This window comes from Actinosynnema sp. NPDC002837 (assembly GCF_040295345.1).
Taxonomy (GTDB): Bacteria; Actinomycetota; Actinomycetes; order Mycobacteriales; family Pseudonocardiaceae; genus Actinosynnema.
The window spans coordinates 1-12,439 of record NZ_JBEOVG010000006.1; the positions used below are offsets into that span (position 1 = coordinate 1).

Here is a 12,439-nt window from a genome sequence, read left to right on the forward strand (position 1 = left end):
CGCGGACCGGGCAACGGTCCGCGCGCCCGCGGGCTCAGAAGTCGAACTGGTCGATGTTGGCCTGGTCGAACACGGTGGGCGGGCCGAGCACCACGACGCCGTCCGCGCCGATGGTGTACTCGCCGAGCTTGCCCGCCTTGAACTTCTGCCCCTCCGCGCCGGTGATCTGGCCGGACGCGAGCGCGGCGCCGGCGTAGGCGGCGAGGTAGCCGAGGTCGGCCGGGTTCCACAGGGCGAACGCCTCGACCGTGCCGTCCTTGACGAACTCGCGCATCTGGTTCGGCGTGCCGAGGCCGGTCAGCGCCACCTTGCCCTTGTACTCCGAGCCCGACAGGTAGCGCGCCGCCGCCGCGACCCCGACCGTGGTGGGCGAGACGATGCCCTTCAGGTCGGGGTAGGAGCGCAGCAGGCCCTGGGTCTCCTGGAACGACTTCTGGTCCTCGTCGTTGCCGTAGGCGACCGTGACGAGCTCGATCTTGCCGAACTCGGGCTTCTTCAGCTCCTCTCGCATCAGCTCGATCCACGCGTTCTGGTTGGTCGCGTTCGGCGTCGCCGACAGGATCGCGATCTTGCCCTCGCCGCCGATCTGCTCGGCGATCAGCTCGACCTGGTTCCGCGCGATGCCCTCGGCGGTCGCCTGGTTGACGAACACGTCCCGGCACTCGGGCTTGGTGTCGGAGTCGAAGGTGACGACCTTGGCGCCCGCCTGCCGCGCGCTGTTGAGCGCGCCGCAGATCGCGTTCGGGTCGTTGGCGGAGGTCACGATGACGTCGGTCTGCTGCTGCGACAGCGTGTTGATGTAGCTGACCTGGGACGAGGCGCTGGCCTCGGAGGGGCCGACCTCCTTGAACCGGCCCTTGAACTCCTCGGTGGCGCTCTTGCCGCCGCCGTCGGCCACGGTGAAGTACGGGTTGTTGATCTGCTTGGGCAGGAACCCCACGTCGAGCCCCTCGGCCAGCGGCGCGTCGGGGTTCGCCTGGCCGGTGGCCCGGTTGCCCGTGGGGTTGGCGTTGTCCTCGGACCCGCGGGTGGTGCCACCGCACGCGGCGCCGACCAGCACGACCGCCACGGTGGTGGCGATCAGGCCGAGGCGCAGGGTGCGCTTGGGCTGGGTGGACATGGTTCTCCCTCTCTCGGCGGTGACTTCGTTGTCGCGAGTGGTCTGCGGGTCACGGGGTGCGGCTTCGCCGTCGCCACCGGGCACGGGCCATGGTGACCACGTTCGGCACCACGACCGAGGCGATGAGCAGTCCGCCGGTGACCACGTTCAGCGTGTCCGCGGCGACGTCGGCGAGCTGGAGGGCGTTGCGGACCGCGCCGAGCAGCAGCACGCCCAGCAGGACGCCGAGCAACGTGCCGCGACCGCCGAAGATCGAGACGCCGCCGAGCAGGACGGCGGCGACCACGGCCAGCTCCAGGCCCGCGGCGTTGTCGGCCCGCGCGCTGGCGAACCGCAGCGTCCAGTACACCCCGGCCAGGCCCGCCACCGCGCCGGAGGCGACGAACAGCCAGAACTTCGCGCGGGCGACGCGGATGCCGGCGAACGTCGCCGCCTCGGCGTTGTTGCCCATCGCGTAGAGGGACCGGCCGAACGGGGTCGCGTGCAGCACCACGCCGAACACGACCGCGAGCACGATCGTGACCACCGCGGCCCACGGCACGGCGCCGTCGGCGACGGTGCTGCTCGCGGCGTCGGTCCAGCTGAACGGGAAGTCGGCCACGGCCTGGTCGCCGAGCACCACGAACGCCAGCCCCCGGTACGCGGCCAGCGTGCCGATGGTCACCGCGAGCGAGGGCAGCGCGAACCTGGTCACGAACACCGCGTTCACCGCGCCCAGCACGGCGCCGAGACCGACGACGAGCACCACCACCAGCTCCAGCGGCAGACCGGCCACCCACAACCGGCCCATCACCGCGCTGCACAGCCCGAGCGTGCTGGCCACCGAGAGGTCGATCTCGCCGGTGATGACGATCAGCGTCAGCGGCAGCGCGATCAGCGCGATCGCGATCACGTCCAGCAGGAGGAACTGGAGGTTGCGCCCGCTCGCGAACCCCTCGACCAGCACCCCGGCGACCACCGCGACCCCTGCGAGCACCACGAGCAGCGCGGTGTCCCACCGGAGCAACGCGGAGCGCAGCACGCCCGCGGTCGGTTCGGCCGGCGGCCCCGCGACGTCCACCGCCACCGTGTCACGCGCCATGCGACGACCTCCCTCGCAAGCGGTTCGCCGCCCGGACGGCCAGCAGCCGGTCCAGTCCGATCGCGGCGAGGATGAGGCCGCCGACCACGGCCTGCTGCCAGAACGGGTTGATCCGCAGCACCGCAAGGGAGCTGCCGATGGTGGTCAGCAGCAGTGCGCCGAGCGCGGCGCCGTAGACGCTCCCGCTGCCGCCGAAGATCGCCACGCCGCCGACCACGGCCGCGGCGACGACCTGGAGCTCGATGCCCGTGCCGACGGTGGCGTCGACGGTGCCGAAGCGCGCCGCGTACAGCACTCCGGCCAGGCCGGCGAGCGCCCCGCACAGGACGAAGGAGGTGAAGACCCGGCGCCCGACCGGGATGCCGGACAGCCGTGCGGCGGCGGGTTCCGAGCCGATCGCGTACAGCTCGCGCCCGCTGCGGTAGGACCGCAGGTAGAAGCCGACGAGCAGCATCACGACGACGGCGATGACGGCGAGCACGGGTACGCCGAGCACGGTCCAGGTGCCCAGGTCGAGGAACGAGCGCGGCAGGTCGGAGGCGTTGATCTGCCGGCCCTTCGCCCACGAGTGGTCGACGCCGCGGAACGCGTAGAGCGTGCCGAGCGTGATCACCAGCGCGGGCACCCGCGCCGCGGCCACCAGCACGCCGTTGACCACACCGCACACCGCGCCCAGCCCGATGCCGATCCCGACCGCGACCGCGGTCGGCGTGCCCGGCGCCGAGCTGAGCAGCTTGCCGGTCGCGAACGCGACCAGGCCGAGCACCGCGCCCACCGACAGGTCGATGTTGCGGGAGATGATCACCACGGTCTGCCCGACCGCGAGGACCACCAGGATCGCCGCGCCCAGCACCAGGTCGCGCAGGCTCTGCGGTGACAGGAACGCGGGGTTGTCCACCGCGGTCACGAGCACGAGCAGCCCGAGCGCCACGACGATGCCGAACTCGCGCGCCAGCCACAGCTTGTGGACGAACCGGGTCCTGCTGCTCCCGTCCGCCGTCGCCGGTGGCGCGGCGGGTGCCGTCGGCGGGGTGCTCACGCGGCTGCCTCCTTCCGGCCGGTGGCCGCGAACATGACCGATTCCTCCGTCGCCCCGGCCCGGTCCAGCTCGGCGGTGATCCGCCCCTCGTGCATGACGAGCACGCGGTCGGCCATCCCCAGCACCTCGGGCAGCTCGGAGGACACCATGAGCACCGCGACGCCGTCGGCCGCCAGCCGCGAGAGCAGCCGGTGGACCTCGGCCTTCGTGCCGATGTCGATGCCGCGCGTCGGCTCGTCGACGATCAGCACCCTCGGGCCGGTCGCCAGCCACTTGGCCAGCACGACCTTCTGCTGGTTGCCGCCGGACAGGGTGCCGACGGCGTCGGCCAACCGCCCGTACTTGACCTGCAACCGCGTCGTCCACTCCCGCGCCGAACGGCGTTCGCGCCCGCCGCCGAGCAAGCCGAGGCGGGCCAGCGGCTTCAGGCGGGTGAGCGTCGCGTTGCGCTCGATCGACATCTCCATCACCAGGCCCTGCTGGCGGCGGTCCTCCGGCACCAGCGCGATCCCGGCGGCCACGGCGGCGGCCGGCGTCGCGGCGGGCAGCCGCTCCCCCGCCACCCGCACCTCGCCCGCGTCGTAGCGGTCGATCCCGAACACCGCGCGCACCACCTCGCTGCGACCGGCACCGACGAGCCCGGCGAGGGCGACGATCTCGCCCGCCCGCACCGAGAACCCGATGTCGGAGAACACGCCCTGCCTGCTCAACCCGTCGACTTCCAGGACGACGTCACCGGGCTCGACGTCCTCCTTGGGGAACAGCGTCGAGACGTCGCGACCGACCATCCGCCGCACGACCTGGTCGACGGTGAGGTCGGCCACCGGGTCCGTGGACACCCACGTGCCATCACGCAGCACGGTGAGCCGTTGGCACAGCGAGAACACCTCGTCGAAGCGGTGCGAGATGAACAGGACCGCCGCGCCCTCCTCGCACAAAGCACGCACCACCGCGAACAACCGCTCCACCTCGACACCGGACAGCGCGGCGGTCGGCTCGTCCATCACGAGCACGCGCGCGTGCAGGGACAGCGCCTTGGCGATCTCGACCAGCTGCTGGTCGGCGATCGACAGGCCGCGCGCGGGGCGGTCCGGGTCGAGGCGGACGCCGAGCCGGTCGAACAGCCGCACCGCCTCGGCCCTCATCGCCGCCCGGTCGATGCGCCCGAACCGGCCCAGCGGCTGGCGGCCCATGAAGATGTTCTCCGCGACCGAGAGATCCGGGAACAGCGTGGGCTCCTGGTAGATGACCGCGATGCCGGCCGCCCGCGCGGCGGCGGGCCCGGCCAACCGCTGCGCCACGCCGTCCAGCACGATCGCGCCCGCGTCGGGCTCGTGCACGCCGGCGAGCATCTTCACGATCGTCGACTTGCCCGCGCCGTTCTCCCCGACCAGCGCGTGCGCCTCGCCGCCGTGCAGCGGGAACGACACCTCGCGGACGGCCGCCACGGCGCCGAACGACTTGGAGACACCCCGTACCTCCAGCAGTGGAGTCGCGTGTGCCCGATCCATCCGGCGCCTCCTTCACTGAAATGTTTCAATGCGGTGCTGATGCGCGAGGCTAGGGGTAGTTCAGACCAATCGTCAACGACGGTGCGGCAACTCTTCCGGGATGAGGCATTCATCGTTGCGTCATCGTGCTCAAACCTGCGGTCCGCCGCACGGGCTTTTAGTGTTACGTTTCAATAGGAAGGGCGGGATTTCGCGCGCGACTACGCGTCACCGGTATTCCGGAATCGCTCCCGAACGGCACGGCCCAAGGCACTGCCCGCTCAGGCGACGCCGTCCAGTCGGCGCATGCTGGTGGACTCGCGCACCACCAGTTCGGGCTCGAACACCCGCTGCTGGTGCACGTGCCCCTTCGGGTGCCGCGCCTCGGCCAGCAGCATTTCCGCCGCCGTGCGGCCGAGGAGCTGGCGCGGCTGGGCGACCGAGGTCAACGGCACCGCCGCCGCGGCCGCGAACTCGATGTCGTCGTAGCCGACGATCGCCAGGTCGTGCGGCACGCGCAGGCCCAGCCGGACCGCCTGCTGGAGCAGGCCGAGCGCGAGCATGTCGTTGGCGCAGAACGCGGCGGTCGGGCGCCGGGACGCGGGCAGGCCGGCCAGCCGCTCACCCGCCCGCCTGCCCTCGGCGACGTCGAGGCGCGCCGTCTCCAGCACGGTGAGCGGCTCGGCGCCGGCGCGGGCGAGCGCCTGCTCGGCGCCCGTCAGGCGGTCGGCCACCTGGCCGATCGAGCGCGGCCCGCCGACGAAGGCGATCCGGCGGTGCCCGGCGTCGAGCAGGTGGGACGCGGCCAGGTCGCCGCCGAGCACGTCGTCGACCGACACCGAGCAGCGGTCCGGCCCCGCGCCGCGGTCGACGACCACGACGGGCGTCCCCCGACGGGCCAGCGCGGCCAGGCGCGGGTCGTCCGCGTCGACCGGCGTGATGAGGATGCCCTCCACCCGCTGCTGTTCGAGCAGGTCGAGGTACCTGGCCTGGCGGGTGGGGTCCTCACCGCCGTCGCACAGGAACATCGCCAGGCCCGCGCCTTCCGCCACCTGCTGCGCACCGGCGGCCACGTCGGTGAAGAAGGGGTTGCGGGTGTCGAGCACCACGTAGGCGAGGGTGCGGCTCGTGCCACCGCGCAGTTGGCGCGCCGACTCGTTGCGCACGAAGCCCAGTTCGGCGATCGCGTCCTGCACCCGCTTGCGGGTGCTCTCGGCGACCAACTCCGGGTGGTTGAGCACGTTCGACACCGTGCCAACGGCCACGCCCGCGTGCGCGGCGACATCCTTCATGCTCGGCGCGGACACCGCCCCACCCTCCTTCGTGATCGACGCGAGTCCGGGGTGAAACGTCCGGATACCTGCGTCATCGCGAAGCCTAGCAGGGAGGCAACGGTGTGCCGGACAACCGATTCGACCCACGTCAGGGCCGTTGTGAAACGTTCCAAGGTCGGCTACCGTCGGCGCCACACCGGTTGACCCCGCTGCCGAGAGGAACGACGTGTGATGTCCCTGCAGGAGGTGCTGTCGGAACTCGACGGGTTCACCGTCGAGGTGCCGAGCTGGGCGTACGGGAACTCCGGCACCAGGTTCAAGGTGTTCACCACACCGGGCACGCCGCGCGACCCGTTCGAGAAGATCGCCGACGCCGCGCGCGTGCACGCCCTGACCGGGCTGGCGCCGCGGGTGTCGCTGCACATCCCGTGGGACCGGGTCGAGGACTTCGCCGCGCTGGCCGCCCACGCCGAGGAGCAGGGCGTGCGGATCGGCGCGATCAACTCGAACCTCTTCCAGGACGACGACTACAAGCTCGGCTCGCTGACGCACTCGGACCCGCGCGTGCGGGCCAAGGCCGTCGCGCACCACCTCGACTGCGTGAAGGTGATGGCGGAGACCGGCTCGGCCGACCTGAAGCTGTGGCTGCCCGACGGCACGAACTACGCGGGGCAGGACTCGCTGCGCGCCCGGCAGGACCGGCTGGCCGGGTCGCTGACCGAGATCTACGCCGCGCTGGGGCCCGACCAGCGGCTGCTGCTGGAGTACAAGTTCTTCGAGCCGTACTTCTACGCGATGGACGTGCCCGACTGGGGCACGGCGCTGCTGCACTGCCAGGCGCTCGGCGACCGCGCGCAGGTCGTGCTCGACACGGGTCACCACGCGCCGGGCACGAACATCGAGTTCATCGTCATGCAGCTGCTGCGGGCGGGCAGGCTCGGCGCGTTCGACTTCAACTCCCGCTTCTACGCCGACGACGACCTGATCGTGGGCTCGGCCGACCCGTTCCAGCTGTTCCGGATCATGGTCGAGATCGTCGCGGTCGGCGCGCACCGCCCCGGGTCCGGGGTGAACTTCATGCTCGACCAGTGCCACAACCTCGAGGACAAGATCGCGGGCCAGATCCGGTCGGTCCTCAACGTCGAGCAGGCGTTGGCCAAGGCGCTGCTCGTCGACGCCGAGGCGCTGGCCGCCGCCCAGGACGCCGGTGACGTGATCGGCGCGCACGACGTGCTGATGGACGCCTTCCACACCGACGTGCGCGGCGTGCTGGCCGACCGCCGCGAGGCCAAGGGCCTCCCCCGCGACCCGATGGCCGCCTACCGCGCGTCCGGCTACGCCGACGAGATCGCCGCCGCGCGCGTCGGCGGCACGCAGGCCGGCTGGCTCTGACCTCCCGACACCCCGGCACACCTCGCCACCGCTCGTCCACGAGGAGCTTCCCGCACATGACCGACAACACGACCGCCGCGGCGCTGGTAGCCCGCTCGAACCGGCTGGGCGCCGATCCGCGCAACACCAACTACGCGGGCGGCAACACCTCCGCGAAGGGCAGCGACACCGACCCGGTGACCGGTGACCGGGTCGAGCTCCTGTGGGTGAAGGGCTCGGGCGGCGACCTGGGCACCCTCACCACCGCCGGCCTGGCCGTGCTGCGGATGGACCGGCTGCGCGCGCTCGTGGACGTCTACCCCGGCGTGGACCGCGAGGACGAGATGGTCGCCGCGTTCGACTACTGCCTGCACGGCAAGGGCGGCGCGGCGCCGTCGATCGACACGGCCATGCACGGGCTGGTCGACGCGCCGCACGTGGACCACCTGCACCCCGACTCGGGCATCGCGCTGGCGACGGCGGCCGACGGGCGGGAGCTGACCGAGCGGTGCTTCAGCGACCGGGTGGCGTGGGTGGACTGGCGCCGGCCCGGTTTCCAGCTCGGCCTGGACATCGCGGCGATCAAGGCGGCGAACCCCCGGGCGATCGGGTGCGTGCTGGGCGGGCACGGGATCACCGCGTGGGGCGACACGTCCGAGGAGTGCGAGGCGCACTCGGCGGAGATCATCCGGACCGCGGAGGAGTTCCTGGCGCGGCACGGGTCCGCCGAGCCGTTCGGCGCGGTGGTGCCGGGCAACGAGCCGCTGCCCGAGGCCGAGCGGCGGGCCAGGGCGGCGGCGCTCTTCCCGGTCGTCCGCGGCCTGGCGTCGACCGACCTGCCGCAGGTGGGGCACTTCACCGACACCGACGTGGTGCTGGACTTCCTGTCCCGGGCGAAGCTCGCGCCGCTGGCCGAGCTGGGCACGTCGTGCCCGGACCACTTCCTGCGCACCAAGGTCAAGCCGCTGGTGGTCGACCTGCCGGGCACGGCGGGCGTGGACGAGGTCGTCGCGCGGCTCAAGGAGCTGCACGCCGCGTACCGGGAGGACTACCGCGCCTACTACGAGCGGCACGCGACCCCGGACTCGCCGGCGATGCGCGGTGCGGACCCGGCGATCGTGCTGGTGCCCGGCGTCGGCATGTTCTCGTTCGGCCGCACGAAGCAGACCGCGCGCGTGGCGGGCGAGTTCTACGTCAACGCGATCAACGTGATGCGCGGCGCCGAGTCGGTGTCGACCTACCGGCCGATCCCGGAGTCGGAGAAGTTCCGCATCGAGTACTGGGCGCTGGAAGAGGCCAAGCTGGCCCGGATGCCCAAGCCGAAGCCGCTGGCCACGCGGGTGGCGCTGGTGACCGGCGCGGGCTCGGGCATCGGCAAGGCCATCGCCGAGCGGTTGGCCGCCGAGGGCGCGTGCGTGGTCGTCTCCGACCTCGACGCGGAGCGCGCGGCGGCGGTCGCGGACGGCATCGGCGACCGGGACGTGGCGATCGGCGTGGCCGCGGACGTGTCGGACGAAGCGGCCGTGGAGCGGGCGTTCGCCGAGGCGGTGCTCGCGTTCGGCGGTGTCGACCTGGTCGTGAACAACGCCGGTCTGTCGATCTCCAAGCCGCTGCTGGAGACGACCGTGCGCGACTGGGACCTCCAGCACGACGTGATGGCGCGGGGGTCGTTCCTGGTGTCGCGGGCCGCCGCGAAGGTGATGGTCGAGCAGGGCATGGGCGGCGACATCGTCTACATCTCCAGCAAGAACGGCGTGTTCGCCGGGCCCAACAACGTCGCCTACGGCGCGACCAAGGCCGACCAGGCGCACCAGGTGCGGCTGCTGGCGGCCGAGCTGGGGCCGCACGGGATCCGGGTCAACGGCGTCAACCCCGACGGCGTGGTGCGCGGTTCGGGCATCTTCGCCGGCGGCTGGGGCGCGCAGCGGGCCGCCGTGTACGGGGTCAAGGAGGAGGAGTTGGGCGCCTACTACGCCAAGCGCACGCTGCTGGGCCGCGAGGTGCTGCCCGAGCACGTCGCCGCCGCCGTCTTCGCGCTCGCCGGCGGCGACCTGTCGCAGACCACCGGCCTGCACGTGCCGGTCGACTCCGGCGTCGCCGCCGCGTTCCTGCGCTGATGGGCGGGGGTGCGGTCCGGGTAGCGGCGGTCGACCTCGGCGCGTCGAGCGGACGCGTGATGGCCTTCGACATCGCTCCCGGTCGGGCGAGCTTCGTGGAGAGCCACCGGTTCCCCAACGGGCCGGTGCGGCTCGGCGGCACGCTGCACTGGGACGTGCTGGGCCTGTACCGGGGCGTGCTCGACGGCCTGCGGGCGGCCGGGCCGCGGCTGGACGCGGTCGGCATCGACTCGTGGGCGGTCGACTACGGCCTGGTGGACGCCACCGGCGCGTTGCTCGGCAACCCGGTGCACTACCGCGACGGGCGCACCGACGGGGTGCCCGAGGCCGTGCACGCCCGGGTGCCGGCGGCCGAGCTGTACCGGGTCACGGGGTTGCAGGTGCTGCCGTTCAACACGGTCTACCAGTTGGCGGCGGCCCGCGGCACGCCGCAACTGGGCGCGGCGGAGCGGTTGCTGCTCATCCCCGACCTGCTCGGGCACTGGCTCACCGGCGCCCGCGTCACGGAGGTCACCAACGCCTCCACCACCGGCCTGCTCGACGCGCGGACGCGCACGTGGTCGGCGGAGCTGGCGGCGCGCCTGGACATCGCGGACGGGCTGTTCACGCCGCTGGTGGAGCCGGGCGCCGAGGTGGGAGTGCTGCACGACCACGTCCTGGCGGAGACCGGCCTGACCGGGCCGGTCCCGGTGGTGGCCGTCGGGTCGCACGACACCGCGTCGGCGGTCGTCGGCGTGCCGGCCGCGACGCCGAACTTCGCTTACGTGGCCACCGGGACGTGGTCGCTGGTCGGGGTGGAGCTGGACGCCCCGGTGCTCACCGAGGCCAGTCGTGCGGCGAACTTCTCCAACGAGCTGGGCGTGGACGGCACGGTCCGCTACCTGCGCAACGTGATGGGCCTGTGGTTGTTGCAGGAGTGCCTGCGCGAGTGGGGTGATCCGGAGCTGGCGGGGCTGCTCGACGCGGCGCGGGACCAGCCGGGGCCGGCCGCCGTGGTCGACGCGGGCGACCCGGCGTTCATCCCGCCGGGGAACATGCCCGCCCGCATCCGGGAAGCCTGCGCGCGGACGGGGCAGAACCCGCCCTCGACACCCGCGGCGATCGTCCGGTGCGTGGTGGACAGCCTGGCGCTGGCCCACCGCCGGGCGGTCCGCCAGGCCGCCGAGCTGTCGGGGCGGCAGGTCGACGTGGTGCACGTCGTGGGTGGCGGCGCGCGCAACCGGCTGCTCTGCCAACTCACCGCGGACGCCTGCGGCCTGCCGGTCGTGGCGGGACCGGTCGAGGCCGCCGCGTACGGCAACGCGTTGGTCCAGGCCCGTGCATTGGGCGTCGTCACCGGTGGTCTGGCGGCCCTGCGGGACGTGGTGCGGTCCTCGGCCGAGGTGGTCCGGTACGAGCCGAGCGGCGACTCCGGGGCGTGGCGGGCCGCGGAGGAGCGCCTGGCCGGGCCCTGACCCCCGGGTCGGGGACCCGTAGCCGATCGGCCCTTCCGCCGGCGGCCGGCGCCCGCGACCGCGATGGTGGCGGGCAGCCGGTCCACCTCGGCCCGGCTCGGTCGGAAGGGGTTCGGCATGCGTGCGTTGCCGCGCGGTATCTGCTCGGTGTTGGTCCTGGTGCTCGTCTCGCTGGGTCTGGCGGCGCCCGCCGAGGCCTCGGAGCACGTGGTGCCCATCCGCCACGCGCGGAGCCTGCCGCTCGGGACGGTGGTCACCGTCGGCGGCACGGCCACGACGCCCTCGGGCGCGTTCGAGTCGAGCTTCTTCGACCGGGGCTTCGCGATCCAGGACCGCGGCGCCGGGATCTACGTGAGCGTCCCGGTCGACTTGGGCGTCACCCCTCGCGACCGGGTCCGGGTGACCGGCACGCTGCGTGACAGCTACGGGTTGCTCGTCCTCGTCCCCGCCGACCCGGCCGCGGTCCGCGTGCACGGCAAGGGCCCGTCGATCCGTCCCGTGCCGCTCGCCACGGGCGCGGTCGGCGAGGCCACCGAAGGGTTGCTGGTGCGCGTGGCCGCCACGGTCACCCGGGCGCCGGAGTCGGACCTGCCGTACGGGCACAAGTTCCACGTCGACGACGGTTCCGGCGAGCTGACGATCTTCGTCAACACGCCGACCGGCATCGACCTCACCGGTCTGGTCGTGGGCCGGGCGGTCCGCGTGACGGGGTTCAGCAGCCAGTTCGACACGCACTACGAGATCGACCCGCGATCCCAGGACGACATCGCGGTGCGTCGGCAGTGACCGGTCCGGGTCGTGCCGAGGTCGGACCGGTCCGCCGGCGGGCGGATCACGCCACGGGAGGGCCCATCCACCAGTTGCCCGGCGCGTCCGGGTCGGTGCTGGACCAGAACTCGACGCACGCGCGGGTGAACTCCTCGGCGGTGAGGTAGCCGTCGCCGTCCGAGTCGAGGTGCTCGAACGCCTCGGCGGCCTCGGCCTCGCTCAGGCCGGGGAAGTGCCCGCGCTGGAACACGAGGTACTCGGCGGGGCTCACCCGGCCGTCGACGTCGGTGTCGGCGATGCCCAGGAACGCCTCGGCCAGCGCGCCGACGGTGGCCCGTGCCGCGTCCGGGTCGTCGGAGAGGGAGCCGGTGGAGGCGAGGAACTGCTCGCGCGAGATGGCCGTGCCGCCGCCCGGGACGTGCGGCAGGTGCAGGTCGTGCCAGATCCGCAGGTAGGCGTCGACGATCCGCTGCTCCTCCGGCGAGTCGGGCGCGTGCCCGAGCGCCTCCGCGGCCCTCCTGCCCATGAGGACGTGGTCCTGCTCGGTGAGCAGCCCGTCCCCGTCGACGTCCAGGTGGGCGAAGCCGTGGTTGATCTTTGCCTTCAGCATGTCGTTGACCGGCACGAAACCTCCGTACGGACGTGATCGGTTGACCGGGACGGCACACAGGATGGTGTGGCCGGGAAGGGCCGGGCAACGCCCTAACGGGTCTCTGGGCGACACG

Annotated in this window: 10 protein-coding genes; 4 read left to right on the forward strand and 6 right to left on the reverse strand. The window is 72.9% G+C overall.

Annotated elements, in window-relative coordinates; genetic code table 11:
• Positions 1 to 34: 34 nt before the first annotated feature.
• From rhaS to ABTZ99_RS06335, 5 genes are all read right to left on the reverse strand, one after another.
• On the reverse strand, positions 35 to 1,120 hold the full coding sequence (gene rhaS, locus ABTZ99_RS06315; RefSeq protein WP_498786701.1) for a rhamnose ABC transporter substrate-binding protein: 1,086 nt from the start codon (positions 1,118 to 1,120) through the stop codon (positions 35 to 37).
• Between the two features lie 49 nt (positions 1,121 to 1,169).
• Positions 1,170 to 2,201 carry an ABC transporter permease gene (locus tag ABTZ99_RS06320; protein ID WP_498786700.1) on the reverse strand — a complete coding sequence of 344 codons (1,032 nt, stop codon included), beginning with the start codon at positions 2,199 to 2,201 and terminating at the stop codon, positions 1,170 to 1,172.
• A complete protein-coding gene (locus tag ABTZ99_RS06325) occupies positions 2,191 to 3,240 on the reverse strand; it encodes an ABC transporter permease (protein WP_499608638.1) in 1,050 nt (349 codons plus the stop codon). The genes ABTZ99_RS06320 and ABTZ99_RS06325 overlap by 11 nt, the downstream gene beginning before the upstream one ends.
• Positions 3,237 to 4,751 (reverse strand): sugar ABC transporter ATP-binding protein, encoded by a 1,515-nt coding sequence (locus ABTZ99_RS06330; protein WP_499608641.1) that lies wholly within the window; start codon positions 4,749 to 4,751, stop codon positions 3,237 to 3,239. The genes ABTZ99_RS06325 and ABTZ99_RS06330 overlap by 4 nt, the downstream gene beginning before the upstream one ends.
• 260 nt (positions 4,752 to 5,011) lie before the next feature.
• Positions 5,012 to 6,022: a LacI family DNA-binding transcriptional regulator gene (locus ABTZ99_RS06335; RefSeq protein WP_498786702.1), complete on the reverse strand. Its 1,011-nt coding sequence runs from the start codon at positions 6,020 to 6,022 to the stop codon at positions 5,012 to 5,014.
• A gap of 213 nt (positions 6,023 to 6,235) precedes the next feature.
• Between ABTZ99_RS06335 and rhaI the strand changes: the two genes are divergently transcribed.
• The 4 genes from rhaI to ABTZ99_RS06355 all read left to right on the forward strand — a co-directional run bounded on the left by rhaI (position 6,236) and on the right by ABTZ99_RS06355 (position 11,732).
• A complete protein-coding gene (gene rhaI, locus ABTZ99_RS06340) occupies positions 6,236 to 7,396 on the forward strand; it encodes an L-rhamnose isomerase (protein ID WP_499608643.1) in 1,161 nt (386 codons plus the stop codon).
• 56 nt (positions 7,397 to 7,452) lie between these two features.
• A complete protein-coding gene (locus tag ABTZ99_RS06345; RefSeq protein ID WP_499608645.1) occupies positions 7,453 to 9,492 on the forward strand; it encodes a bifunctional aldolase/short-chain dehydrogenase in 2,040 nt (679 codons plus the stop codon).
• Positions 9,492 to 10,946, forward strand: coding sequence for a rhamnulokinase (locus tag ABTZ99_RS06350; protein WP_499608647.1), 1,455 nt, complete (start codon positions 9,492 to 9,494; stop codon positions 10,944 to 10,946). The genes ABTZ99_RS06345 and ABTZ99_RS06350 overlap by 1 nt, the downstream gene beginning before the upstream one ends.
• A gap of 117 nt (positions 10,947 to 11,063) precedes the next feature.
• Entirely contained in the window at positions 11,064 to 11,732 is a 669-nt protein-coding gene (locus ABTZ99_RS06355; protein WP_499608650.1) for a hypothetical protein, read from the forward strand.
• Positions 11,733 to 11,778: 46 nt separating this feature from the next.
• On the opposite strand, the gene ABTZ99_RS06360 is transcribed toward ABTZ99_RS06355, so the two are convergent.
• The gene (locus tag ABTZ99_RS06360) at positions 11,779 to 12,339 is read right to left on the reverse strand and encodes an EF-hand domain-containing protein (RefSeq protein ID WP_499608653.1); all 561 of its coding nucleotides are present in this window, start codon (positions 12,337 to 12,339) and stop codon (positions 11,779 to 11,781) included.
• Positions 12,340 to 12,439: the final 100 nt, after the last annotated feature.

Coding starts and splice junctions, on each gene's coding strand:
- ABTZ99_RS06350 (WP_499608647.1), top strand. CDS start 9,492: ATGGGCGGGGGTGCGGTCCGGGTAGCGGCGGTCGACCTCGGCGCGTCG.
- ABTZ99_RS06335 (WP_498786702.1), bottom strand. CDS start 6,022: ATGAAGGATGTCGCCGCGCACGCGGGCGTGGCCGTTGGCACGGTGTCG.
- rhaI (WP_499608643.1), top strand. CDS start 6,236: ATGTCCCTGCAGGAGGTGCTGTCGGAACTCGACGGGTTCACCGTCGAG.
- ABTZ99_RS06320 (WP_498786700.1), bottom strand. CDS start 2,201: ATGGCGCGTGACACGGTGGCGGTGGACGTCGCGGGGCCGCCGGCCGAA.
- ABTZ99_RS06345 (WP_499608645.1), top strand. CDS start 7,453: ATGACCGACAACACGACCGCCGCGGCGCTGGTAGCCCGCTCGAACCGG.
- rhaS (WP_498786701.1), bottom strand. CDS start 1,120: ATGTCCACCCAGCCCAAGCGCACCCTGCGCCTCGGCCTGATCGCCACC.
- ABTZ99_RS06330 (WP_499608641.1), bottom strand. CDS start 4,751: ATGGATCGGGCACACGCGACTCCACTGCTGGAGGTACGGGGTGTCTCC.
- ABTZ99_RS06355 (WP_499608650.1), top strand. CDS start 11,064: ATGCGTGCGTTGCCGCGCGGTATCTGCTCGGTGTTGGTCCTGGTGCTC.